A 24,063-nucleotide genomic window follows, 5' to 3' on the forward strand; every position below is an offset into this window, starting at 1 on the left:
AGTGTTTCGGCGGCCATAGCGAGAGGGAAACGCCCGGTCACATTCCGAACCCGGAAGCTAAGACTCTCAGCGCCGATGGTACTGCAGGGGTGACCCTGTGGGAGAGTAGGACACCGCCGGACTCCCTGTGCCAGATGGCCACCCCACGGGGTGGCCATCTGTCGTTAACGGCCCTTCCGGCGGCGGAACGGCGCTCATGGCGGACCGTAGACTTGGCAGGGCGCATCGGCGCCCGCTCAACCGCTCGAACGGGCTCTCGCCGGCTGCCAGCCGGCCCCCGACGTGTTCAGGAAAGCGAGAACCCCGTGGCCGAAGAGCCTGGATCCGACGACGACCGTCGCCCTCATCGTGGCGACCGGCGCCCCTCCGAGGGCCCCCGAGGAGGACGATCCGACGGACCGCGCCGCTCCGGTGAGGGCTCTCGCTCGGACCGCCCGCGCGGCGACGCGAGCGGCGCGGATCGCGGCGGCAACCCGATCGACCGCGACTCCGGCGGCTACCGAAACGGCCCGTCGGGGCGCGCCCCGGGCGGCAGTGGTGCCGACCGCCGCCCCCGCGGCGATGCGAGCTTCGGGGACCGGCGCCCCCGCGACGAGTCGGGGAAGTTCGGTGACCGGCGGGAGCGACCGGACGCGGCTCCCGGAGCACGGCGTCCTCCGGCGAGCGGCGGTTTCGGCGATCGCCGACCGGCTGCCGGCTACCGGGGCCCCGGTGCGGACTCGGGTGCCGGCGACCGGCGCCCCCGTAGCGCAGGTGAGGGCGATCGCCGCCCTCGTGGTGACTCTCCCGGCTATGGCGACAGTCGTCCGCGGGGCGAATCGCCCGGCTTCGGACGCCCGCGCGGCGACTCGCCCTCCGGCGCAGCCGACCGTCGTCCTCGTGGTGATGGCCCCGGCTCCGCCGATCGCCGTCCGCGCAGCGACTCACCCACGGGTGCCGGGGATCGTCGTCCTCGTGGGGATGCGCCTGGTTTCGGCGATCGTCGTCCTCGTGGGGATGCGCCTGGTTTCGGTGACCGTCGTCCGCGCGGCGACTCACCCACGGGTGCAGGGGATCGTCGTCCTCGTGGGGATGCGCCTGGTTTCGGGAATCGTCGTCCTCGTGGGGACGCCCCCGGTTTCGGGAATCGTCGTCCTCGCAGCGACTCGCCGGGCTTCGGCGATCGCCCGGGACGACGTGAGGCCGGGGATCGGCCCGGCTGGGTCCCCCGGGATTCCGGCCACAAGCACGCCGCCCGGCCCTCGGATTCCCGGCGGGACCCTCGGGCTCCGGAACGCCCGGAGCACGAGGGCCCCGACCTCCGCCCGGTGCGGACCCGGCACGACGACCCGCCGGTTCCGGAGGACATCTCGCCGCGCGACCTCGACCGCGGAGCACGCGCCGAGCTGAAGACGCTGACCAAGGAGAACTCGGACTTCGTGGCGGCGCACCTCCTGATGGCGGCGCGTCTGCTCGACACCGACCCCGAGCTGGCGCACCAGCACGCCCTGTCGGCGGCCCGGAAGGGCGGCAGGATCGGGGTGGTCCGCGAGAGCCTCGCGATCACGGCGTACACCGTCGGCGACTTCGCTCTCGCCCTGCGCGAGCTGCGCACCTTCCGCCGCATCTCAGGCTCGAACGATCAGCTGCCTCTCATGGTGGACAGCGAACGGGGCGTCGGACGGCCCGATCGGGCCCTCGAGCTGGGCCGCTCCGTCCCCCGCGAGGAGCTCTCGCCCACCGTGCAGGTGGCCCTGGCCATCGCGATGTCCGGCGCCCGGCTCGATCTCGGCCAGCCCGAGGTGGCGCTGGCGGAGCTGGAGATCCCGCAGCTCGATCCCGACACCGCATACGCCTACAGCCCGCCCCTCTTCCGCGCCTACGCCGAGGTCCTCCAGGAACTCGGCCGCGAGGAGGAGGCGCAGCGCTGGTCCCGCCGCGCAGAGGTCGCCGAGGAGGCGCTCGCCCCCGCCGACGACGACGTCGTCGAGATCGAGGACGCCGGCATCGAGGACGAGGGGGATGACGAGGGAGTCGACGCCGAGAGCCTCGAGCTCGAGTCCGGCACTGACGCCGAGACGGCCAGCGAGAGCGACGACGCCGAGATCGGCGCCGCGGGCGCGGAGGCCGACGCCGACATCGAGGCAGAGGCGACCGAGGGCGACGTCGACGAGGCCCCGGACGCCGCGGACGGTACGGAAAGCGGCGCCGCCGGCGAGGCCGCCGGGCTCGAGTACGGATCGTCCGACGAGGTCGAGCCCGACGACGCCGCCGACCACGGCGAGCCCGGGACCGCTCCCGTGGCCGAGGCGATCCCGGATGCCGGTGAGGCCCCCGCCGAGGCCGACCCGGAGTCCGACCGAATCCCGAACGAGAGCGATGCGCAGGAAGGCCGCTGAGGGAGCGACGCCGCTCGACGGCGTCGACGTCCTGCTCGCCGACCTCGACGGCGTGGTCTACACGGGACCCGACGCGATCCCGCACGCCGTCGAGAGCCTGGAGGCCGCTGCGCGCAGCGGCATCCGGGTCGGCTACATCACGAACAACGCGTCGCGGAGCGACCGGGTGGTCGCTGAGCACCTGGCCGGCTTCGGGCTGCACGTCGAGCCGGCGGACGTGGTCACGTCACCCCAGGCCGCCATGCGGCTGCTCGCCGACCTCGTGCCGGCCGGATCTCTGCTCCTCGTCGTCGGCGGCGAGGGGCTCGTCACCGAGGTGGAGCGTGCCGGCTACCGCGTGACGCGGGCCGCCGCCGACGGTCCCGCCGCGGTCGTCCAGGGCTTCGCGCCCGAGGTCGGCTGGCGTGAACTCGCGGAGGCGTCCTTCGCCCTCGCCCGGGACCGGGACGGCAACGGGATCCCGTGGGTCGCCACCAACACCGACTGGACCATCCCGGTCGCCGGGGGCATCGCCCCGGGCAACGGCACCCTCGTCTCGGCGGTGCACACCGCAGTCGGGATCCTGCCGCAGGTGGCCGGCAAGCCGGAGCGCGCCATCTTCGACGAGGCCGTCCGCCGGTTCGGAGCGACCTCGCCCCTGTTCATCGGCGATCGCCTCGACACCGACATCCTCGGCGCGCGACGGGCCGGCATCGCGTCGGTGCACGTCCTCACCGGCATCGACGTCGCCAAGCAGCTGCTCGCCGCCCCCAGCGACTCGCGGCCCGACTTCCTGCTCGAGGACCTGCGCCAGCTGGCCGAGCCGTACCCCGTCGCGGAGCGGACCCGCCGCGGAACGCGGGTGGGCCGGGCGATCGTCGCGCTCCGGGGCAACCGGGTGGAGATCGTGGAGGACGGCGACCGGCAGATCGACCTGCTCCGCGCCGCGTGCGCGGTCGTCTGGGGCTCGGGTATGGCCATCTACGCCCTGGACATCCCCGACCGTCTGCATCGCTGAGCTCAGCCCGCGTGGTGCCGCCCGATGGGGAGCACCAGCGGGGTCCCGGACACGGGATCCGGGATGACCCGCGCGGACATTCCGAACACCTCGGCCACCAGCTCCTCGGTGACCACGGCGCGGGGGTCGCCCTGCGCGACGAGGCGCCCGTCCTTCATCGCGAACAGGTGGTCGGCGTAGCGGGCGGCGAGGTTGAGGTCGTGCAGCACGACCACGATCGTCGTGCCGCGGTCGCGGTTGAGGTCGGTGAGCAGGTCGAGCACCTCGACCTGATGGGCGACGTCCAGGAAGGTGGTCGGCTCGTCGAGGAGGAGCACATCGGTCCGCTGGGCGAGAGCCATCGCGATCCAGACCCGCTGCCGCTGCCCGCCGGACAGCTGGTCGACGGGACGGTCCGCGAGGTCGCCGGTGTCGGTCGCCGCGAGTGCCTCGGCGACCGCCGCGTCGTCCGCGGCGCTCCACCGGCGCACCCAGCCCTGGTGCGGATACCGGCCGCGTCCCACGAGGTCCGCGACGGCGATGCCCTCCGGCGCCTGCGGCGACTGCGGCAGCAGTCCCAGCACGGTGGCCACCTCCCGCGTGGGCATGTCGCCGATGATGCGGCCATCGAGCAGCACCCGCCCGGACCGGGGCGCGAGCAGCCGGGCCATCGCGCGGAGGAGAGTCGACTTGCCTGATGCGTTCGCCCCGACGATGACGCTCACCCTCCCTGCCGGCACGACGAGGCTGAGGTCGGACACCACCACCCGGTCCTGATAGGCGAGCGTCACCTGCTGCACCTCGAGTGCGCGGTCCTTCGTCACAGGCTGCCTCCGGAGCGGTTGGTCCTGGCGAGCAGCCAGAGCAGGTACGGCGCTCCCGCGGCGCCGGTGATCACACCGACCGGGAAGCGGGCCTCGAACAGGTTCGCCCCGCCGAGATCCGCGACCAGCACGAGCGCCGCGCCCACGAGGGCCGAAGCGGCCAGGGGGCTGCCCGCGCCGCGCAGCAGTCGGGTGGCGATCGGACCGGCGAGGAAGGCGACGAAGGCGATCGGTCCCGTCGTCGCGGTCGCGACGGCGAGCAGGCCGACGGCGACCGCGACGAGCAGCGCCCGAGTGCGCCGCGGGCTGACCCCGAGCCCGGCGGCCGCGTCGTCGCCGAGCTGCAGGATCGTGAGGCGCCGGCCGAGGAGCAGCACGATCGGCGCGAGCACGGCGACCGTGAGCGCAAGCGGCGGCACCCGCTCGAGCGTCGCGCCGTTGAGGCTGCCCGTCAGCCAGCGGAGCGCCTCCGACGCCTCCGTCACGTTCGCCCGGGTGAGCACATAGCTGATGACGCTCTGCAGCATCGCGCCCACGCCGATCCCGATCAGGAGAAGCCGGGAGCCTCCGGTGCCGCCCGCAGAGAGGGCGAAGATCGCCAGTGCCACCGCAAGGCCGGCTGCCACCGCCAGCACGGAGACGGCGGCGCCGCTGAGACCCAGGAGAGCGATCCCGATCACGGCCGCCGCGCTGGAGCCGGCACTGATGCCGATGACATCGGGGCTCGCCAGGACGTTGCCCAGCATCGTCTGGAACAGCACTCCGGCGAGCCCGAACGCGATGCCGGCGAGGGCGCCGACGAGCATCCGGGGGAGTCGCAGGCGGACGACGGTGAACGATGCGCCGGGCACCCGCTCGCCGAGGACCGCGCGCAGCACCTGGTCGGGCGTGTAGACGGTGTTGCCGACGCAGAGGGTGAGAGCCGCCGCGAGCAGAAGCAGCGCGACGAGGGCGCCCACGACGACGGCGTGCCGCCGCCGCCGGACCAGTCGGCCGCCGGAGATGGCTTGGTCGAGAGTCGCGGGCGGGGTCGCCGTCACAGCGCGACCACCCGCCGGCGCCGGACGATCGCGATCAGCACGGGGGCGCCGAGCAGCGCGGTCATGATGCCGACCTGGATGTCGCCCGGGCGCGTGAGGACGCGGCCCAGCACATCGGCGGCCAGCAGCAGCACGGCCCCGAACACCGCGGAGTAGGGGAGGATCCAGCGATAGTCGGGGCCGGTGACGGCTCGGGCGAGGTGCGGCATGGTGAGACCGAGGAAGCCGATGGGTCCCGCGATCGCCGTGGCCGCGCCGCAGAGCAGGACTGCGGCGACGGCGGCGATGCCGCGGATCCTGCCGGCCCGCCGCCCCAGCCCGCTGGCGACGTCGTCGCCGAGCGCGAGCGCGTCGAGCCCGCGTCCCGTGCCGAGGGCGAGCGCCGCGCCGACCAGCAGGAACGGCAGCACCTGCAGCATGTCCCCGAACCGGGCGCCGCTGATGCCGCCGACCTGCCAGAAGCGGAACACGTCGAAGGTGTCGGCGCGGCTCAGCAGCACGGCGCTGATCAGGGAGGTGAGCGCGGCAGTCGCGGCGGCGCCGGCCAGGGCCAGTTTGAGCGGCGTCGCCCCCTCCCGACCCAGGGAGCTGATCCCGTAGACCAGCCCGGCGGTGAGGCCGGCGCCGGCGAGGGCCAGCCAGACATAGGCCGACATGCTGGTCACGCCCGCCACGGCGATCCCGAGGACTACGGCGAGGGACGCGCCGCTGCTGACCCCGAGCAGGCCGGGGTCGCCCAGCGGATTGCGGGTCGCGCCCTGCAGGAGCGCGCCGGCGAGCCCCAGGGCGGCGCCCACCAGGAGCCCGAGCGCCGTCCGGGGGATGCGGCTCTGCACGGCCGCCTCGGCGATGCCGTCGGCCGGCCAGGTCGTCAGCGCGCGCACGACCTCCGGCACGGAGACGGGCCGCGAGCCGAAGAGGAGCGACAGTGCGCAGACGAGGATCAGGCCGATCAGCGCGGCGGCGAGTCCGAGCGCCCGCCGGCGTCGGCGAAGCGGCGCCCTGCCCGCGTCAGGGGGCGCCGGGGCGAGCGGAGGCGCCGATCCGCTCACTTCACCCGGTCGGCTGCTGCGGCGAACAGGCCCACGTACTCGTCGAGGGCGTAGGGGATGGAGAGCACGGTCGGCCCCGAGGTCGCGGCCGCCAGCGGAGTGGCGTTCGGCACGATCACGACGGCGCCGTCCGCGATCGCGGGCACCTTGCCGAGCAGCGGGTCGGCCTGCAGCGCCGCGAGGGTGGACTCGTCGCCATAGGTGACGAGGATGTCGGCGGCCGAGAGGAGGTCGGCGTTCTCCGCGGAGATGGTGATGTAGAAGGCGTCGCCCCCCTGCGCTGCGATGGAGTCCGGCGTGGACATGCCGAGGTCGTCGAGGAACTTCACTCGTGCGTCGACCGGGGTGTACACGTAGATCGATCCGGTGTCGGCCGGGTTGATGGAGGTGTAGGCCACGGTCTTGCCGGCGATCGAGGGATGTGCCGCCACCGCCTCCTCGATCCGGCTGTCGACGTCCGCCACCACCTGTTCCGCCTGCGATCGGAGGCCGAGCGCCTCCCCATCGATCAGTGCCATGTCGCGCCATGTCGTGCCGAAGGCGACCTCGGGGAAGGACACGGTGGGCGCGATCTCGGACAGGGTGGCGTAGTCCTCCGCGCTGAGGCCCGAGTAGGCCCCGAGGATCACGTCCGGCGTCGTGTCGGCGACCTTCTCGAACGCGATCCCGTCGGTCTCGTCGTAGAGGGCGGGGGCATCCCCGCCGAGCTCTTCCAGCGCCGATTCGGCCCACGGCAGGATTCCGTCGCCGTCGTCGTCTCCGTACGTGCTCGCCGCCATGCCGACGGGGACCACGCCGAGAGCGAGCGCGACGTCCTGGTTGCCCCAGCTCACGGACGCCGCCCGGGTCGGGGGGGAGGGGATCTCGGTCGTCCCGTAGGTGTTGGCGATGCGAAGCGGGAATCCCCCTTCTGCCGTCGCCGCGGGGGAGCTCGACGAGGGAGCAGGCGATGAGCCGCACGCGGTGAGGAGCAGGGCTCCCGCCGCCAGGACGGCGGGCAGGGCGGTTCGGCGAGCGAGGCGCACGGAGATCCTTTCGGTATTACTTAGGTAAGGATTACCTAACCAGGACGGTCGGCGCTCGGTCAAGTCCGGCGCTACCGTGGAGGGATGATCGAGCCGTCCGACCTCCCGGCGCTCCTCGCCGAGCTCGAAGAGCGGCCGCTCGAACAGCGCAGCGCCGGCTACCTGGAGCTCCTCGAGCGCCTGCGGCGCGAGCTCGAGGACTCGGCGCAGGGCCATGACGGGCGTTCCCCCGTCCCCGGGCCCCGGTGAGCGACCGCCTGGACGCCGCGCTCGTCGAGCGGGGACTCGCCCGATCGCGCACGCAGGCCGCCCGCCTCATCGCCGACGGGTTCGTGACCGTCGACGGCCGCTCCGTGGTCAAGGCGTCCCTGCGGGTGGGGCAGGAGACACGGCTCGAGGTGACCGGGGTCGACTCCTACGTCAGCAGGGCCGCCGCCAAGCTCCTCGCCGCACTCGACGGGTTCTCGGTGGACCCGACGGGCCGACTGGCTCTCGACGCCGGCGCCTCGACGGGCGGCTTCACCCAGGTGCTGCTCGAGCGGGGAGCGCGACGGGTGCTGGCCATCGACGTGGGCCACGGGCAGCTCGACCCCGGGATCGCCGCCGATCCGCGGGTGCTCTCCCGCGAGGGGATCAACGTGCGCACCCTCCACCGTGACGCGCTCGCGGGGATCACCGGAACGGCCGAGCGGCCGAGCATCGTGGTCGCCGACCTCTCCTTCATCTCGCTCCGACATGTGCTCCCCGCCCTGCGCGACTGCGCGGACGACGATGCGGACTTCCTCGTGCTCATCAAGCCGCAGTTCGAGGTGGGTCGGCAGGGCGTGCGCGAGGGCATCGTGCGGGACGCGGCGCTCCGGGCCGCCGCCATCGCCGGCGTGCTCTGGGCAGCATGGGACAGCGGGCTCGGGACCGTCGGCCTGCTTCCCTCGCCGATCGCAGGCACGTCAGGCAACCGCGAGTACCTCGCCCATCTCCGCGCCACCGGCGGACGCGATCCCAGCGACTGGGAGGCCGACATCCCGGCTCTCGCCTTCTGACTCCGCCGCATCCGGGGAAGGGCGCCGAGGTGGGGAGAGGGGTCCCGATCAGACAGAATGGGGAGGCAGGACCTCGGCGACGGCAGGAGCAGACGTGACGGACCCCCGCTACATGCTCGTCGTGTCGCACACCGGACGCCAGGAGTCGCTCGACGCGGCGGTCGAGGTGATCACCCACCTCACGGCCGCCGGCGTCGTGCCCGTGCTGCTGGCGGCCGAGCGCGCCGACATCCTCCGCCGTCGCGACGATCTCGGTGAGCTCGTGCTGCTCGACGGCATGGACCGCTCGCTGCTCGAGCTGGTCATCGTGCTCGGCGGGGACGGCACCATCCTCCGGGCCGCCGAGATCGTGCGAGGCTCGTCGGTGCCCCTGCTCGGAGTCAATCTCGGCCATGTCGGCTTCCTCGCCGAGGCCGAGCGCGACGACCTGGGCGAGACCCTGCGCCGAGCCCTCGCCCGCGACTACGACGTCGAGGAGCGGATGACGATCGAGGTCTCCGTCATGGTGGACAGCCAGGAGGTCTACACCAGCTGGGCGCTCAACGAGGCGACCATCGAGAAGGCCAGCAGGGAGCGGATGCTCGAGGTCGTCATCGAGGTGAACGGCCGCCCGCTGTCCAGCTTCGGCTGCGACGGAGTCGTCCTCTCGACCCCGACCGGCTCCACCGCCTACGCCTTCTCCGGCGGCGGACCCGTGGTGTGGCCCAACATCGACGCGATCCTCGTTGTGCCGCTCGCGGCGCACGCGCTCTTCTCCCGGCCGCTCGTGGTGGCGCCCAACGCTTCCCTCGCCGTCGAGGTGCTGGAGCGCACGCACGGCTCCGGCGTGCTGTTCTGCGACGGCCGTCGCACCCACCACCTTCCGCCGGGCGCACGGGTCGAGGCGCGCCGGTCGGACGTGCCGGTGCGGCTCGCCCGCCTGCGTCGCGGCTCGTTCACCGACCGGCTCGTGCGCAAATTCGATCTCAGGGTCGCCGGCTGGCGGGGACGCGCGGACGCGTGATCGAGGAGATCGACATCCGCAACCTCGGCGTGATCGGCAGTGCGACTCTGCCGCTCGGGGCGGGGTTCACGGCACTCACCGGTGAGACCGGGGCGGGCAAGACCATGGTGGTCACCGCTCTGGGCCTGCTGCTCGGCGACCGCGCCGACGCGAGCGCCATCCGTCAGGGGAGCGACCGGGCCGTCGTCGACGGACGGTGGCTGGTGCGGGCCGACAGTGACGTCGTCGAGCGGGTGCGGGACGCCGGCGGCGAGCTCGACGACGCGGGGGAGGGCCGCGCCGAGCTGCTCATCTCGCGGACGATCGCCGCGGAGGGCCGGAGTCGCGCATCGGTCGGCGGCCGATCCGCCCCCGCTGGGCTTCTCGCGGAGCTCGCGGACCGCCTCGTCGTCGTGCACGGTCAGTCCGAGCAGATCCGCCTCCGCTCCGCCGCCGCCCAGCGGGAGGCGCTCGACCGCTTCGCCGGCGGGCACCTCGCGGAGCCCCTCGAGAACTACCAGACCGCGTACCGACGCTGGCTCGCCAACCGGGAGGAACTCGACCGGCTGACCGCCGAGCGCGACATCCGGGCCGCGGAGGCCGCCGAACTCCGCGGATCGGTTGCCGAGATCGAAGTGGTGGCGCCGCAGCCGGGGGAGCAGGAGGAGCTGGATACCCGCGCGCGCCGACTCACCAACGCCGAGGAGCTCCGGGTGGCGGCTGCCCAGGCGCACGAGCTGCTCTCCTCCGACGCACTCGACGACGGGCGGGACGTCGCAGCGCTGCTCGACCAGGCGCGCCGGCTGCTCGATCGCGTCGCCGACCTCGACCCCGAGCTGTCCGCCCTCGCCGAGACGGTGGGCAACGTCGCCTTCCTCGCCGCGGACGCCGCGACCGAGCTGGCGAGCTACGCGAGCGGCTTCGATGCCGACTCCGCTCGTGAGCTCGACGCGGTGAACCAGCGGATCTCCGAGCTCGCGGTGCTCGTCCGCAGGTACGGACCGACCCTCGACGACGCCATCCGCTACCTCGGCACGGCCAGCGCGCGCCTCCTCGAGCTGGACACCGACGAGGACCGCATCGAGTCGCTGAACGCCGACGTGCAGGCCGACGAGCTCGTCGTCGGGGAGCTCGCTGAGACGCTCAGCGTGGTGCGCGGGAGCGCGGGCGCCCGGCTCGCCGAGGCGGTGAGCGCCGAGCTCTCGGCGCTGGCCATGCCGGACGCGCAGCTGCTCGTCGACGTGCGCGGGCGTGAGGAGTTCACGATCAACGGCCGGGACTCGGTGCAGCTGCTCCTGCAGCCGCATCCCGGCGCCGAGCCACGGCCGCTCGGCCGCGGCGCCTCGGGCGGCGAGCTGTCCCGCATCATGCTCGCCATCGAGGTGGTGCTCGCCGCGTCCGATCCGGTGCCCACCTTCGTGTTCGACGAGGTGGACGCCGGCGTCGGCGGGGCGGCGGCGATCGAGATCGGCCGCCGGCTCGCCCGGCTGGCCGAGAGCGCACAGGTGATCGTGGTGACTCATCTCGCGCAGGTCGCCGCGTTCGCGAACAACCACCTGAGGGTGGAGAAGGACACGACGGGCGCCGTCACGGCGTCGAGCGTGCGACGCCTCACGCCGGAGGAGCGGGTGGCCGAGATGGCGCGCCTGCTGTCCGGTCTGCCGGACTCCGAGACCGGCCTGGCGCACGCGCGCGAGCTGCTCGCTCTCGCCGGGGCCTGACCCGGGCCGAATCCTCAGGCAGGGCCGCCCGCTGTGGCGTTCTCCGCCGCCCGACTCTCCAGCACGCCACCCCAGAGGAGCACGCCGGTCACCGCGATCAGTCCGCTGCCGAGCACCGCGTCGCCCGCGCCGGCGAACTGATCGAGGTCGATGACGGCCTCGAAATCGCGGGCGAGAGCGGCGAAGGCGAGGACCGTCACGCCGAAGAGGGCGTTCGCCAGGAAGAGCAGCACCCGCGACGGGATCGGGAACGCCGGCGAGCCCCGGTGCGTCGTGTCCGCGCCGGCGAGGAAGCCCCACAGGAATCCCAGCAGAACGAAGGCGACCACGCTCGCGCCGAGCAGAGCGCTCAACGGGTTCGCCAGCACCTCGCGCCACGCCGCGGCTTCGGCGAGGAGGAGGGCGACGCAGAGTGCGGCCAGTTCCCGAGACCCGAGGCGACGGCGGATCGCCAGCACGACGCCGAGAGCGATCGAGCCGGCCGCGAGCAGCACCGACGCGGCATCGGAGGACCAGGCGCCGTTCCAGCCGAGGAGCGCGGGAACGCTGGTCGCCGCGATGACGAGCCCGAAGGCGAGCAGCAGCTCGGGCGATCCCCGCCGTCCACGGCGCGCGAGCACGAACGCGAGACCAGTCAGGAGGACCGCGATCACCGCGCGCACGGCGAGTGTCATGGTCGATCCCGCGAGCACCGACACGGCCGCGCTGGCGAGCGCAGCGGGCGTGGTGCCCGCCCCCCAGGTCGTCAGCACCTGGCCGGCGAGGAGGAGCACCGTGACGGGGATGAGCAGCGCCGTCACGGCCGCCGCGACGGGGAGCGCGACGCCGCCCACCGTCGCGAGGGCTTCCTCGGGAGGTACGGACTGCCGACCGCGCGCCAGCCGGAGGAGGCCGACTCCGGCCGCGAGCAGCGCCACCAGCACGGTCGTGCCGATCAGCTCGGGCAGCGACGCGGTCCCCGAGTTGCCGGTCAGGTAACGCGACGCCGTCTCCACGACGAGCCAGGCGGAGAGCGCGACGAAGGCGATCAGGAGCACGGGACGTGCGCGTGCGGCACCGCCCGTGCCGGAAGCGGCCGCGCGCGCCCGAAGTGGGGCGACGAGCGCGAAGGCCGCCGCGATCGCGAATTCGGCGACGGCGACGCCCGCTGCGAGTGCCGCGGGCGCCGCGAGGCTGCCGAGCGCCCCCATCAGGAGGTTCGCGGTGGGCGGGGCGAAGTCGATGCCGAAGGGCAGGCTGTGCGCGGCGATCCGGGCGAGCGCGATGACCGTTGTGCCGCCGATCAGGGCGAGCACGATCGGGAACTCCGCCCAGCCGAACGGCCGGCGCCGACGAACGACGAACAGCGCGATCAGGCCGAGGACCGCGGCCACCGAGGCGATCTTTCCGGGAGTCGCGAGCTCGAGTTCTGTCCCGTCCCCGGTGTCCATCCCGCCCAGGAAGAGCAGGAGCAGGGCCGAGAGCCCCAGCACCGGAACCGCTGCGAGGAGGCGGAAGTGCAGCGCCGCCGTCTGCAGCAGGGCGGCGGAGAGCACCACCAGCGTGAAGAACAGGGGCAGGATCGCGCGGGGAAGAGAGAACGTGCTCGCCCCGTTCGAGAGCGACAGCGGCATAGTGGCCCGCAGCAGCGGTGCACCGACGACGAGCGCGACCGCGAGCGCGAAGGCGACGGTCGCGCACACCACGATCGTGCGGAGGCCCGCTGGCCACCCCGTGTCCCGCAGTCGACCGTCACGGACGGGCTCGACGAGGAGGCGCCGGATGAACCGGCGAACGGCCGACGCGGTGCGAGTGGCGACGCTTCCCGCGCTCATGGCAGCTCCCACCGCCACAGCTCGAGAGCCGGCCCCACGGCGAGTACGGACGTGCCGGCGTCGAGGAGGCGTGGGGCCACCGGGTCGGAGCTGTCCGGCAGCCGCCAGTCGGCTTCCGCTGTCCCGTCGGGGCCGAGGAGCGCCAGGACACGACCGGTCAGGGTGAGCACCCGATCGCCCGCCGCCGCGATCGCCGCGGAGCCTCCCGAGGCGCGCCACTGACGCGCGCCGCCGGCCGCCGAGAAGCGCACCGCCTGCTCGTCGGAGACGACGGTGACCCCCTCGTGCCCGCCCACGATCGCGCGGATCGTCCCGGCGACCGCTCCCTCCCAGACCGTCTCGCCGGTGGCGGCGTCGAGCGCGAGCACCTCCCCGTCGGCGGTGACAAGGTAGAAGAGGGCCTTCCCGGGCGCCCCCTCCGGGGACCCCCCGAGTGCCGCGGACATCCCCGCGTCGACCTGCCAGCGCACCCCGCCCGTCCTGGTGTCGAGAGCCGTCACACGGCCGCGCTCGTCGGCAAGGGCGACAGCGCCGCCCGCCGTGGCGAGGGCGCCGCGCACGTCGGCACCGAGACGGCGGGACCACTCCTCGCGCCCGTCCTGGGAGCGCAGCATCGCCACGGTGCCGCCGCGAGTAGCGACCAGAAGCCCGGTGGAGCCGGGGGCGGCCACGGCCGGAGCGAGCACGAGATCGTCGCCCGTCCAGCTCCAGAGTCGGCGGCCCTGCTCGTCGTAGGCGCGGATCGCCCGGTCCTGGGTCGCCGCGAGAACGAGGTGCTCGACGGCCGAGACGGTCGCGATCGTGCCACCGGGATGGGCCATCCAGGCGAGGACGGCTCGGTCCTCCTCCAGCCGCCAAGCCAACAGGTCGTCGCCGTGCTCGTTGGCGGTGACGACGAGACCGCCGCTCGTCCTCGCGGGAGCGGTGGTCATCGAGCCTTCTCGGATCGTGTCTCCGAACAGGGGGTCGACGACCACCGTGTCGAGTGGCTGCGGTGCAGCACCGGCAGCAGTTGCGGGTCGATCAGTGGCCGGTTCCGTCGGGGGAGCGGCCGCGGGCAGCTCGGCCGTCCCCTCGACGCGGACGGAGCCCACCGGCGCGCCGTTCTGCTCGCCGACCGAGAACACCACACCCTCGCTTTCGCACCAGATCGACGTGTCCCGGCTCTCGAGCAGGACTCCGGCTCCGGGCTGCTCGATCGTCAGCGTGCCGTCCACCCGGATGCAGCCGTCCCTCGGCTCGAAGCGGGACCCGCCCACCCCGGCGAGCTGCTCGTCCGCGGCCGACGCGGTGAACTCCGAGGCGAAGGTCAGCGCACCGTTGGCGAGGGCGGATCCCTCGCTCGACCAGGTGGCTCCGGGACGCACATCAGCGGGCAGCAGGAGCAGGCCCGGATCGAAGGTGAAGCCCACCGGGCCTCCCCACGAGGCCATCTGCCGCAGTCCGTCCTCAGCCAGGACGAAGAGGTCGGTGTAGTGCGCGTCGGCGGTCGTCGTCAGCTGGCGCCAGTACGACGCGCTGCCGACGTCGTCGCCGAGCGCGCCGATCACTGCCGCGTTGACAGCGTCCGGACCGGTGATCGCTCCCACGACGCCGACGATCCGCGCGGTCTCCGCTGTTCGGACGTTCCCGTCCTGCAGGGTGTACCGGGAAGCCGCGCCGTCAGCGGGAACGTATCGGGCCGCAACGCCGCCCGCCTCCTGCCCGAACGGGGCGTCGAGGAGGACGAACGCGCCCATCAAGGCTGCGAGGAGAGCGGGGATGAGAACGGCCGCGAGAACGCCACGACGGCGCTCAGGACGGGGGGACGTGCTCACAGGGGTCACTGTAGAGCCGACCGGGCGTGCCGTGCCCGACGCGCCGGGCCGCGCCCGCACAGCGGGGGGAGAACGAATCCGTTCTCGAGGGCGCGGAATCCGCCGCGGGGGCCTCCGGGTCCCATAGGATCGAATCCCGTGGCAGACGCGTCAGGTTCGCAAGGTCAGGGCATCACCAAGCACATCTTCGTCACAGGGGGTGTCGTCTCCTCCCTCGGCAAAGGTCTCACCGCCGCGAGTCTGGGCCATCTCCTCACGTCGCGGGGCCTGAGGGTCGTGATGCAGAAGCTCGATCCCTATCTGAATGTGGATCCGGGCACGATGAACCCCTTCCAGCACGGCGAGGTCTTCGTGACCGACGACGGGGCCGAGACCGACCTCGACATCGGCCACTACGAGCGGTTCCTCGACATCAACCTCGACGCCGGCGCGAACGTCACGACGGGCCAGATCTACTCCCGCGTCATCGCGAAGGAGCGCCGAGGGGAGTACCTGGGCGACACGGTGCAGGTCATCCCGCACATCACGGACGAGATCAAGCGGCGCATGCGCCAGCAGGCCGACGTTCCCGAGGGCTCGGGGGAGACGCCTCCCGACGTCATCATCACCGAGGTGGGCGGCACGGTCGGCGACATCGAGTCGCAGCCGTTCCTCGAAGCCGCCCGGCAGGTGCGGCACGAGCTCGGGCGCGGCAACGTCTTCTTCGTGCACGTGTCCCTCGTGCCCTACATCGGCCCGTCCGGGGAGCAGAAGACGAAGCCGACGCAGCACTCCGTGGCCGCACTCCGCTCCATCGGCATCCAGCCCGACGCGCTGGTGCTCCGCTCCGACCGTCCGGTGACCGACGGGGTGAAGCGCAAGATCGCTCTGATGTGCGACGTGGACGAGGCGGCCGTCGTCAACGCGGTCGACGTGCCGAGCATCTACGACATTCCTCAGATGGTGCACGACGAGGGCCTCGACACCTACATCATCGAGACGCTCGGACTGACTGCCGGACCGGTGGACTGGAGCTCGTGGGACGAGCTGCTGCGCACCGTGCACGATCCGTCCCACGACATCACCATCGCGCTGGTCGGCAAGTACGTCGACCTCCCCGACGCCTACCTCTCGGTCACCGAGGCGCTCAAGGCGGGCGGGTTCGCGAACCGCAGCAAGGTGCACCTCCGCTGGGTGCCGAGCGACGAGTGCCAGACGCCCGAGGGCGCCGCCCGGAACCTCGCCGACGTCGACGGCATCTGCGTGCCCGGCGGGTTCGGCGTGCGCGGCATCGAGGGCAAGCTGGGCGCGCTCCGGTTCGCCCGGGAGAACGGCATCCCCGCGCTCGGCCTGTGCCTCGGGCTCCAGTGCATGGTCATCGAGTACTCCCGGAACGTGACGGGGCTCACGGGGGCCTCCTCGACCGAGTTCGACCCGGACAGCGCGTACCCGGTCATCGCGACCATGGCCGAGCAGGTGGACATCCTCGCCGGCGGGGACCTGGGCGGCACCATGCGGCTCGGCCTCTATCGGGCGGAGCTCGCCGAGGGGTCCCTCGCGTCGGAGCTCTACGGCGGAGGGGAGGCTGTCGAGCGGCACCGGCACCGCTACGAGGTCAACAACCGCTTCCGGGACCGGATCGCCGAGTCCGGACTCGTCTTCTCCGGCATCTGGCCGGAGGGACAGCTCGTCGAGTTCGTGGAGCTGCCGCGGGACGTGCACCCCTTCTACATCGGGACGCAGGCGCACCCCGAGCTGCGGTCGCGCCCCAACCGGGCGCACCCGCTGTTCCGCGGCCTCGTCCAGGCTGCTCTGGAGCGGCAGAACGCGAGCAGGCTCTTCGAGGTGCCCGCCGGTGGCGAGGAAGAGCCGACGGCCGGGGCCGAGAGCCACGCCGAGCGGGTGCGGGCCTGACGTGGCCGAAGACCAGACGCCGACCGTGGGGCCGGGAGCGGCCGAGACCCTGCGGGACGAGCCGTTCACGGCGAAGATCACGGACCGGTCGGTGAAGTTCGAGGGCAGGGTGTGGGACGTCGTCAGTGAGACGTTCGACTACAACGGCGAGCAGATCACCCGCGAGTTCGTGGACCACACCGGCGCGGTGGCCGTGCTCGCGATGGACGAGGACGAGCGTGTCCTGCTCATCCGCCAGTACCGGCACCCCATCCGCTCCCGCGACTGGGAGATCCCGGCCGGCCTGCTCGACGAGGACGGCGAGTCGGCGCTCTCCGCGGCGCAGCGCGAGCTCGCGGAGGAGGCGGACCTCGCGGCGGCGCGGTGGAACGTGCTCGTGGAGTACCAGAACTCGCCGGGCGGCAGCAACGAGGTCGTCCGGGTCTACCTCGCGCGTGGGCTGACCGCCACCGAGGCGTTCGAGCGCACGGCGGAGGAGGCGGACATCGAGGTGCGCTGGGTCAGCCTCGACGACGCCCTCGACGGCGTGCTCGACCGCCGGCTGCAGAACCCCTCGACCGTGTCGGGGGTGCTCGCCGCCGCGGCGCTCCGGGCACGCGGCTGGCAGGGGCTCGCGGGCGGCGACGAGCCGTGGCCCCGGCACCCGAAGCTCGGCGGCGGCGCCTGGTGACGTTCCCCCTGTGACACCGGAGGCGGCCGTCGCGGGCTACCTGCGCCATGTCTCGGTGGAGCGCGGCCTCGCGGCGAACACGGTCGCGGCCTATCGGCGGGACCTCGGCGCCTACGCCGGCTTCCTCCACGAGCGGGGCATCGACGACATGGCCGCCGTCACCACCCCGGATGTCGCCGCCTTCGCACAGCACCTGCGGGGCCCGGACGGCACGCTCATGCGGGCGTCCTCGGTGGGGCGGATGCTCTCCTCCGTGCGCGGCCTGCACCGCTTCCTCGTCGACGACCGGGTGCTGGACGCCGATCCCTCCGCCGAGGTGAAGCCGCCGAAGCTCGGGCTCCGGCTGCCCAAGGCGATCACCGTGGACCAGATGGCGGCGGTCCTCGACGCAGTGGGTGGCGAGGAGCCCGCCGCGCTGCGCGACCGCGCGCTGCTCGAGCTGCTCTACGCCACGGGGGCGCGGATCGGCGAGGCCGTCGCCCTCGATGTGGACGACATGGCCGAGCGCGGCGTCGTGCGGCTCTCGGGCAAGGGCGGCAAGGAGCGGATCGTGCCGGTCGGCAGCTTCGCGAGAGCCGCGGTGGATGACTACCTGGTGCGGGTGCGGCCCCAGTGGGCGGCGCGCGGCGCATCGACCCCGGCGCTCTTCCTCGGCCCCAGGGGCGGCCGGATGTCCCGGCAGACCGCGTGGCTCGTCATCAGCGCCGCCGCCGAGCGGGCCGAACTCGGGCAGCACATCTCCCCGCACACCTTCCGGCACTCCTTCGCGACCCACCTGCTGGCAGGCGGCGCGGACGTCCGCGTCGTCCAGGAGCTCCTCGGCCACTCGTCGGTCGCGACGACCCAGATCTACACGCTGGTGACGGTCGACACCCTCCGCGACGTCTACATCAGCTCGCATCCCCGCGCCCGCTGACCGGCCGCCGGCCAGCTCGGTGCCCCTTTCCCTCAGCAGGCGTTCTGGCCTTCAGCAGGCAGAAAAGGGGCGTAGGGCGCGCTGGCGGGAGAATTGCCTGCTGAGCGACAGGCGCTGGACGCCCGCGCCCCCGCCCGAAGCCGGACTGGGGCGCACCGGCTCGGCCGACACGCGGGGGACACCGTCCGGGCGTCCGGGACGGCTCATACACTCGGGGGACAAGCCGCGAACAAGGGACGTCGGGATGACGCACAGCATGCAAGCAGTCGCAGAGGCGCGCGCGAAGCCGGTCGGGCCCGTAGGACCCACCGGGCGGGAGATCCGGGAGTTCGCCGTTCCTCCGGTGCTCCGCGGCCACGGTCCCGCGCGCATCATCTCCCTCTGCAACCAGAAGGGCGGCGTCGGCAAGACCACGACGGCCATCAACCTCGGGGCGGCCCTCGCCGAGTACGGCCGCAGGGTGCTCGCCATCGACTTCGACCCCCAGGGTGCGCTGTCCGCCGGTCTCGGCGTGCAGACGCACGAGGTCGTCACCATCTACGACCTCCTCATCGGCACGGTGCGCGACGCGTCGTCCGCCATCCAGCACACCTCGATCGCCGGTCTGGACGTGATCCCGGCCAACATCGACCTCTCCGCCGCCGAGGTGCACCTGGTGAACGAGGTCGCCCGCGAGCAGACGCTCGCACGCGTGCTGCGCCGCGTCAGCGACCAGTACGACGTGATCCTCGTCGACTGCCAGCCCTCGCTGGGCCTGCTCACGGTGAACGCCCTGACGGCCAGCCATGGCGTGCTGATCCCGCTCGAGTGCGAGTACTTCGCGCTCCGCGGCGTCGCGCTGCTCATCGAGACGATCGAGAAGGTCAAGGACCGGCTGAACCCGGTGCTCGAGCTCGACGGCATCCTGCCCACCATGTACGACTCGCGCACCCTGCACTCGCGCGAGGTGATGGACCGGGTCGTCGAGGCGTTCGATGAGAACGTGCTCGACACCGTGATCGGCCGCACCATCAAGTTCCCGGACGCGTCCGTCGCGGGCATCCCCGTGATCCAGTTCGCTCCGGAGCACAACTCCGCCAAGGCGTACCGCCAACTCGCCCGCGAACTCGTGACGCGTGGTGCCGTCGCCTGACGCTCCGGACACCGTCGTCGCCCTGAGCTCCGACCAGCAGGGCGGCCAGCGGGAGGCCGCGGGATTCTCGGTCAGCGTCACCGGCTTCGATGGTCCGTTCGACCTGCTGCTGTCGCTCATCGGCAAGCACCAGCTCGATGTGACGGAGATCGCGCTGTCCTCGATCACCGATGAGTTCCTCGCCTATCTCCGGGGCCTCGACACCGAGAAGGAGCTGGACGAGGCGAGCGAGTTCCTCGTCGTCGCGGCGACCCTGCTCGACCTCAAGATCGCCGGGCTCCTCCCGCAGGGCGAGCTCGTCGATGCCGAGGACGTGGCGCTCCTCGAGGCCCGAGACCTGCTCTTCGCGCGGCTGCTGCAGTACCGGGCGTTCAAGGAGGCGTCCGCCTGGTTCGCCGACGGCATCACGCGCGAGACGGCCCGGCACTACCGCGCTGTCCGCCTCGAGGAGAGGCACCGCCGGTCGCCGACGGAGCTCGTCTGGACCACCACCCCGGCGGACCTCGCCGCCCTCGCCATGCTCGCCCTCGCGCCGCGCGAGCTGCCCGCCGTCTCCACCGCCCACCTGCACGTCCCGCGGGTCAGCATTCGGGAGCAGGCGGCCACGGTGGTGGCGATGCTCCGGCGAGGCGCGCCGGTGAGCTTCCGGCTGCTCATCGCCGGAGCGGAGAGTCAAGGGGTCGTCATCGCGCGGTTCCTCGCGGTGCTCGAGCTGTACCGTAATGAGGCCATCGCCTTCGAGCAGCTCGAGCCGCTGGGAGAGCTGACCCTGCGATGGACGGCCGAAGACTGGAACGACGACCGCCTCGCCGACCTCGGAGCCGACTATGACGACTGACGATCCCGACCTCAGCAGGGAGCCCGTCGCGCTCCTGCTCGGCCTGGCCCGCCCCCAGACCGCCGCGCCGCGGCCCGACTCCGGCGGCATCGAGCGGGCCGTCGAGGCGATCCTCATGGTCGCCGACGAGCCGCAGCCGCTCGTCGCGCTGGCCAGCGCCCTCGATCGGCCGGTCTCGGTGATCCGCAATGCGGTCGAGCGACTGGTCGCCGACTACGACGGTGCCGGCTCCGGCGTCCGGCGCGGCTTCGAGCTGCGCGAGGTCGGCGGCGGCTGGCGCATCTACGTGCGCAGCGAGCACGACAGCGTCGTGCGCGACTTCGTCCTCACCCAGAGCCCGGCCAAGCTGTCCCAGGCGGCCCTCGAGACCCTCGCGGTCATCGCCTACAAGCAGCCCATCACCCGGGGCCAGATCTCCTCCATCCGCGCCGTCAACGTGGACGGCGTCGTGCGCACCCTGCTCGGTCGGGGACTCATCGCGGAGGTCTCGACTGACCCCGAGACCGGCGCCATGGCCTACGGCACCACCGACCTGCTGCTCAGCTTCCTCGGCCTCAACTCCCTGGACGAGCTGCCGCCGCTCTCCCCGCTGCTCGCCGGGGTGGAGGCGGTGGCCGATGTCCGATGAGACGAGGGCGCCCGAGGGCGTCCGACTGCAGAAGGTGCTTGCCGCGGCAGGGGTCGCCTCACGGCGGGTGTCCGAGGACATGATCGGCGCTGGTCGGGTGTCGGTGAACGGCAGCGTCATCACCGAACTCGGCCGGCGCATCGATCCGGCGGTCGACCTCGTCGCGGTCGACGGCGTCGCCGTCCAGCTCGACACCACCCGCCGGTACCTCATGCTCAACAAGCCGACCGGGATCGTGAGCTCCCTCCGCGACGAGCACGGCCGGCCCGACCTCCGGCGCTGGACCGACGGGTTCGAGGAGCGGCTGTTCAACGTCGGGCGGCTGGATGCCGACACGTCGGGCCTGCTCCTGCTCACCAACGACGGCGACCTCGCGCACGTGCTCGCGCATCCGTCCTTCGGAGTGACGAAGACCTACATCGCGCTCGTGTCCGGGCGGGTGCAGCCGCGCACCGTCGCCCAGCTCACCGCGGGCCTCGAGCTTGAGGACGGCCCCATCGCTGCCGACAAGGCCCGGCTCCTGCCCGGCAGCGGCGGCGGCAACAGCCTGCTCGAGGTGACCCTGCACTCCGGCCGCAACCGCATCGTGCGCCGCATGCTCGACGCCGTGGGGCACCCCGTGCTCGAGCTCGTGCGCCGGCAGTTCGGGCCGCTGCATCTCGGCTCGCTGGCGGTGGGGCAGGCCCGGGACCTCACTAAGGTAGAACTCGGCCAATTGCTGACCCTCTCCCGGGCGGCCGACGCCGCACCGCCCACCGCGCACCAGGAGTGACCGTGACCGCCCGCACCGACGGACCCGTACTGGTCGTCGGAACGGGACTCCTCGGCGCCAGCGTCGGTCTCGCGCTCCGTGCGATCGGAGTGGACGTGCTGCTCGAGGACTCCTCGACGGCGGCGCTCGAACTGGCCGCGGACTACGGAGCCGGACGGCCGCTCGACGCCGGCACCTCGCCGGCGCTCGTCGTCGTGGCCGTGCCGCCCGACCAGATCCCGGCCGTCGTCGCCGGCGCGCTCGAACGGTTCCCGCACGCGCTCGTGACCGACGTGGGCAGCGTCAAGCAGCACCCTCTCGCGGCGCTCCGCCAGCGGGGCGCCGACCTCTCCCGCTACCTCGGCTCGCACCCGCTCGCCGGGCGCGAGCGCGGCGGACCGGTCTCCGCCCGCGCCGACCTGTTCCTCGCCCGGCCCTGGGTGGTCACGCCCCACGAACTCACGGCGCCCGGTCAGGTGCACACGCTCGAGGACCTCGTGCTCGACCTGGGTGCGACCCCGGTGCGGATGACGCCCGCCGAGCACGACGCCAGCGTCGCGCTCGTCTCGCACCTGCCGCAGCTTCTCGCCTCACTGATGGCGGCTCGCCTCGTGGACGCGCCGCATGCGGCGGTCGCCATCGCCGGCCAAGGTCTGCGGGACGTGACGAGGATCGCCTCGAGCAGCCCCGAGCTGTGGGTGCAGATCCTGGGGGCGAACGCGCAGGCCGTGCTGCCGCTGCTCGACGCGGTGGCCGCCGACCTCGACGCGCTGCGCGCCGCCATCCGTGAACCCGCACAGCCCGGGGCCCGCCGCGCGGTCGCGGAGGTGCTCGCTTCCGGCAACTCCGGCGTCGCCCGCCTCCCCGGAAAGCACGGCCAGGACGCCCGGTTCGCGTCGCTCGTCGTGCTCATCGACGACCGCCCAGGACAGCTCGCACGGCTTCTCACCGAGATCGGCGAGGTGGACGTGAACCTCGAGGACCTCCGGCTGGAGCACTCCCCGGGCGCCGCCATCGGCATCGTCGAGGTGTCGGTGCTGCCGGAGGTGCGCGACCGGCTGGAACGGGAACTGACCACACGAGGCTGGAGGGTCGCCGGGTGACGACACGGACGGGCTGGACGCGAGTTGTGGTGGCGGTCGACGGGCCAGCGGGCAGCGGCAAGTCCAGCGTGAGCCGGGCCGCCGCCCGTGCGCTGGACTACGAGTTCCTCGACACCGGCGCCGCGTACCGGGCGCTCGCCTGGCTCGCGCTCGAGCGCGGCATCGACCTGGACGACGCCGCGGCCGTCGTCGCGCTGCTCGATGACTTCGACGACTTCGACGAGACGACCGACCCCGACGACACGCGCGTCTCGGTCGCCGGGACCGACGTGACGGCGGCCATCCGCGACCCGCGGGTCAGCGCGGTCGTCAGCTCCGTCGCGCGGGTGCCCGAGGTGCGGGTGCGGCTCAACGAGCGCTTCCGCGCTCGGCTCGACGCGCCGGGCAAGGCGGGCATCGTCGCGGAGGGGCGCGACATCACGACCGTCGTCGCGCCGGACGCGCCCGTTCGCGTGCTGCTCACCGCCGACGAGCGCGTGCGCCTGGCCCGCCGGGCGGGGGAGCTCGACGGCCAGAGTGCCGAGGATGTCGCCCGCCAGGTGACGGAGCGCGACCGCCGTGACTCGCAGGTGGTCGACTTCCTCACCGCCGCGGAGGGCGTGACGACCCTCGATTCGACGAGCCTCACCTTTCCCGAGACGGTCGAGGCGCTCGTCGCCCTGGTCGCCGCCGAGGCGCGCCAGCCGCGCTGATCGGGTCCGGACGGGCGCGCGAGCCCCGCGGATGGCCGGTCTTCCGCCGACCGTCGAGACCCATCCGTGGGGCCCGGGGACGCTCGGGGACGCAGGGGGCGGGCGGGTGCGGCAGGATTGACGCACCATGAGTGACACCGACAGCGAATACGCCGCAGGCGACGACGACCTCGAGCAGCGGCTCGCGACCTACGACGAGGACCTCGCAGCCAAGCGGGCCTCCTCCCTCCGCGCCGGGCTGGCGGACTACGAGCTGGACGACGAGGACCTCGATCTCCTCGACGCCTCCGTCGAGGACCCCGACGAGATCCGCTACCTCCCGGCCCTTCCCGTGCTCGCGATCGTGGGCCGACCGAACGTCGGCAAGTCCGCGCTCGTCAACCGCATCCTCGGCCGCCGGGAGGCCGTGGTCGAGGACGTCCCGGGCGTCACCCGCGACCGGGTGTCCTACCGCGCCGAGTGGAACGGGCGCTTCTTCACGCTCGTGGACACCGGCGGCTGGGAGCCGGACGCCCGCGGGATCGACGCGTCCGTCGCGGCGCAGGCGGAGGTCGCGGTCGACCTCGCCGACGCGGTGCTCTTCGTGGTGGACGCCATCGTCGGCGCCACCAGCACGGACGAACGCGTCGTGCGGATGCTGCGCCAGAGCGGCAGGCCCGTGCTGCTCGTCGCCAACAAGATCGACGACGCGGTGCAGGAGCCGATCGTGGCCGAGCTGTGGTCGCTCGGCCTCGGCGAGCCGCACCCCGTCTCGGCCGTGCACGGCCGCGG

General features: G+C 73.1%; 22 protein-coding genes and 1 rRNA gene. 17 read left to right on the forward strand and 6 right to left on the reverse strand.

What is annotated here, in order from left to right:
• Positions 1 to 5 precede the first annotated feature (5 nt).
• The 3 genes from rrf to JWR33_RS08830 all read left to right on the forward strand — a co-directional run bounded on the left by rrf (position 6) and on the right by JWR33_RS08830 (position 3,375).
• A 5S ribosomal RNA gene (gene rrf, locus JWR33_RS08820) occupies positions 6 to 122 on the forward strand.
• 1,185 nt (positions 123 to 1,307) lie between these two features.
• Complete coding sequence (locus tag JWR33_RS08825) at positions 1,308 to 2,378, forward strand: hypothetical protein (protein WP_297411165.1); 1,071 nt, start codon at positions 1,308 to 1,310, stop codon at positions 2,376 to 2,378.
• Entirely contained in the window at positions 2,359 to 3,375 is a 1,017-nt protein-coding gene (locus JWR33_RS08830) for an HAD-IIA family hydrolase (RefSeq protein WP_297411167.1), read from the forward strand. Before JWR33_RS08825 ends, JWR33_RS08830 begins: the two co-directional genes overlap by 20 nt.
• A gap of 2 nt (positions 3,376 to 3,377) precedes the next feature.
• Here the strand turns inward: JWR33_RS08830 and JWR33_RS08835 are convergent, their stop codons facing one another.
• From JWR33_RS08835 to JWR33_RS08850, 4 genes are read right to left on the reverse strand one after another with little or no spacing between them, the layout of a single operon-like run.
• Entirely contained in the window at positions 3,378 to 4,178 is an 801-nt protein-coding gene (locus tag JWR33_RS08835; protein ID WP_297411170.1) for an ABC transporter ATP-binding protein, read from the reverse strand.
• Positions 4,175 to 5,218, reverse strand: coding sequence for an iron chelate uptake ABC transporter family permease subunit (locus JWR33_RS08840; RefSeq protein WP_297411172.1), 1,044 nt, complete (start codon positions 5,216 to 5,218; stop codon positions 4,175 to 4,177). Before JWR33_RS08840 ends, JWR33_RS08835 begins: the two co-directional genes overlap by 4 nt.
• Positions 5,215 to 6,270, reverse strand: a complete 1,056-nt coding sequence (locus JWR33_RS08845; protein WP_297411174.1) for an iron chelate uptake ABC transporter family permease subunit — start codon at positions 6,268 to 6,270, stop codon at positions 5,215 to 5,217. Before JWR33_RS08845 ends, JWR33_RS08840 begins: the two co-directional genes overlap by 4 nt.
• A complete protein-coding gene (locus tag JWR33_RS08850) occupies positions 6,267 to 7,295 on the reverse strand; it encodes an iron-siderophore ABC transporter substrate-binding protein (protein WP_297411175.1) in 1,029 nt (342 codons plus the stop codon). The genes JWR33_RS08845 and JWR33_RS08850 overlap by 4 nt, the downstream gene beginning before the upstream one ends.
• Positions 7,296 to 7,379: 84 nt before the next feature.
• Here JWR33_RS08850 and JWR33_RS08855 point away from each other — a divergent pair, with 84 nt between their 5' ends.
• From JWR33_RS08855 to recN, 4 genes are all read left to right on the forward strand, one after another.
• Entirely contained in the window at positions 7,380 to 7,544 is a 165-nt protein-coding gene (locus JWR33_RS08855) for a hypothetical protein (RefSeq protein ID WP_297411176.1), read from the forward strand.
• Complete coding sequence (locus JWR33_RS08860; RefSeq protein ID WP_297411178.1) at positions 7,541 to 8,335, forward strand: TlyA family RNA methyltransferase; 795 nt, start codon at positions 7,541 to 7,543, stop codon at positions 8,333 to 8,335. Before JWR33_RS08855 ends, JWR33_RS08860 begins: the two co-directional genes overlap by 4 nt.
• A gap of 94 nt (positions 8,336 to 8,429) precedes the next feature.
• Positions 8,430 to 9,338 carry an NAD kinase gene (locus JWR33_RS08865; protein WP_297411180.1) on the forward strand — a complete coding sequence of 303 codons (909 nt, stop codon included), beginning with the start codon at positions 8,430 to 8,432 and terminating at the stop codon, positions 9,336 to 9,338.
• On the forward strand, positions 9,335 to 11,038 hold the full coding sequence (gene recN, locus JWR33_RS08870) for a DNA repair protein RecN (protein ID WP_297411182.1): 1,704 nt from the start codon (positions 9,335 to 9,337) through the stop codon (positions 11,036 to 11,038). The genes JWR33_RS08865 and recN overlap by 4 nt, the downstream gene beginning before the upstream one ends.
• 14 nt (positions 11,039 to 11,052) lie before the next feature.
• Here the strand turns inward: recN and JWR33_RS08875 are convergent, their stop codons facing one another.
• Both JWR33_RS08875 and JWR33_RS08880 read right to left on the reverse strand, forming a co-directional pair.
• Positions 11,053 to 12,852 carry a hypothetical protein gene (locus JWR33_RS08875; protein ID WP_297411183.1) on the reverse strand — a complete coding sequence of 600 codons (1,800 nt, stop codon included), beginning with the start codon at positions 12,850 to 12,852 and terminating at the stop codon, positions 11,053 to 11,055.
• Positions 12,849 to 14,669, reverse strand: coding sequence for a PQQ-binding-like beta-propeller repeat protein (locus JWR33_RS08880; protein WP_297411184.1), 1,821 nt, complete (start codon positions 14,667 to 14,669; stop codon positions 12,849 to 12,851). The genes JWR33_RS08875 and JWR33_RS08880 overlap by 4 nt, the downstream gene beginning before the upstream one ends.
• 138 nt (positions 14,670 to 14,807) lie before the next feature.
• Here JWR33_RS08880 and JWR33_RS08885 point away from each other — a divergent pair, with 138 nt between their 5' ends.
• The 10 genes from JWR33_RS08885 to JWR33_RS08930 all read left to right on the forward strand — a co-directional run.
• On the forward strand, positions 14,808 to 16,562 hold the full coding sequence (locus JWR33_RS08885; RefSeq protein ID WP_297411185.1) for a CTP synthase: 1,755 nt from the start codon (positions 14,808 to 14,810) through the stop codon (positions 16,560 to 16,562).
• Positions 16,563 to 16,611: 49 nt separating this feature from the next.
• On the forward strand, positions 16,612 to 17,232 hold the full coding sequence (locus tag JWR33_RS08890) for an NUDIX hydrolase (protein ID WP_297411202.1): 621 nt from the start codon (positions 16,612 to 16,614) through the stop codon (positions 17,230 to 17,232).
• Positions 17,233 to 17,242: 10 nt separating this feature from the next.
• Positions 17,243 to 18,148: a site-specific tyrosine recombinase XerD gene (locus tag JWR33_RS08895; protein WP_297411187.1), complete on the forward strand. Its 906-nt coding sequence runs from the start codon at positions 17,243 to 17,245 to the stop codon at positions 18,146 to 18,148.
• A 244-nt stretch (positions 18,149 to 18,392) separates the two neighbouring features.
• Entirely contained in the window at positions 18,393 to 19,280 is an 888-nt protein-coding gene (locus tag JWR33_RS08900) for a ParA family protein (RefSeq protein WP_297411189.1), read from the forward strand.
• A gap of 22 nt (positions 19,281 to 19,302) precedes the next feature.
• Entirely contained in the window at positions 19,303 to 20,118 is an 816-nt protein-coding gene (locus JWR33_RS08905) for a ScpA family protein (protein ID WP_297411204.1), read from the forward strand.
• The gene (gene scpB / locus JWR33_RS08910; protein ID WP_297411191.1) at positions 20,108 to 20,746 is read left to right on the forward strand and encodes an SMC-Scp complex subunit ScpB; all 639 of its coding nucleotides are present in this window, start codon (positions 20,108 to 20,110) and stop codon (positions 20,744 to 20,746) included. The genes JWR33_RS08905 and scpB overlap by 11 nt, the downstream gene beginning before the upstream one ends.
• Positions 20,736 to 21,518, forward strand: a complete 783-nt coding sequence (locus JWR33_RS08915) for a pseudouridine synthase (RefSeq protein WP_297411194.1) — start codon at positions 20,736 to 20,738, stop codon at positions 21,516 to 21,518. The genes scpB and JWR33_RS08915 overlap by 11 nt, the downstream gene beginning before the upstream one ends.
• A complete protein-coding gene (locus JWR33_RS08920; RefSeq protein ID WP_297411196.1) occupies positions 21,515 to 22,600 on the forward strand; it encodes a prephenate dehydrogenase in 1,086 nt (361 codons plus the stop codon). The genes JWR33_RS08915 and JWR33_RS08920 overlap by 4 nt, the downstream gene beginning before the upstream one ends.
• The gene (gene cmk / locus JWR33_RS08925; RefSeq protein WP_297411198.1) at positions 22,597 to 23,292 is read left to right on the forward strand and encodes a (d)CMP kinase; all 696 of its coding nucleotides are present in this window, start codon (positions 22,597 to 22,599) and stop codon (positions 23,290 to 23,292) included. The genes JWR33_RS08920 and cmk overlap by 4 nt, the downstream gene beginning before the upstream one ends.
• A gap of 127 nt (positions 23,293 to 23,419) precedes the next feature.
• Positions 23,420 to 24,063 (forward strand): GTPase (locus JWR33_RS08930; protein ID WP_297411200.1); only part of this gene is annotated, 644 nt, incomplete at its 3' end.

It is taken from the genome of Naasia sp., from assembly GCF_025465545.1.
Lineage (GTDB): Bacteria > Actinomycetota > Actinomycetes > Actinomycetales > Microbacteriaceae > Naasia.

What these genes read in the sequence shown, in the direction of transcription:
- JWR33_RS08830 (WP_297411167.1), top strand. Translation starts at nt 2,359, where the DNA reads ATGCGCAGGAAGGCCGCTGAGGGAGCGACGCCGCTCGACGGCGTCGAC.
- JWR33_RS08855 (WP_297411176.1), top strand. Translation starts at nt 7,380, where the DNA reads ATGATCGAGCCGTCCGACCTCCCGGCGCTCCTCGCCGAGCTCGAAGAG.
- JWR33_RS08875 (WP_297411183.1), bottom strand. Translation starts at nt 12,852, where the DNA reads ATGAGCGCGGGAAGCGTCGCCACTCGCACCGCGTCGGCCGTTCGCCGG.
- JWR33_RS08900 (WP_297411189.1), top strand. Translation starts at nt 18,393, where the DNA reads ATGACGCACAGCATGCAAGCAGTCGCAGAGGCGCGCGCGAAGCCGGTC.
- scpB (WP_297411191.1), top strand. Translation starts at nt 20,108, where the DNA reads ATGACGACTGACGATCCCGACCTCAGCAGGGAGCCCGTCGCGCTCCTG.
- JWR33_RS08915 (WP_297411194.1), top strand. Translation starts at nt 20,736, where the DNA reads ATGTCCGATGAGACGAGGGCGCCCGAGGGCGTCCGACTGCAGAAGGTG.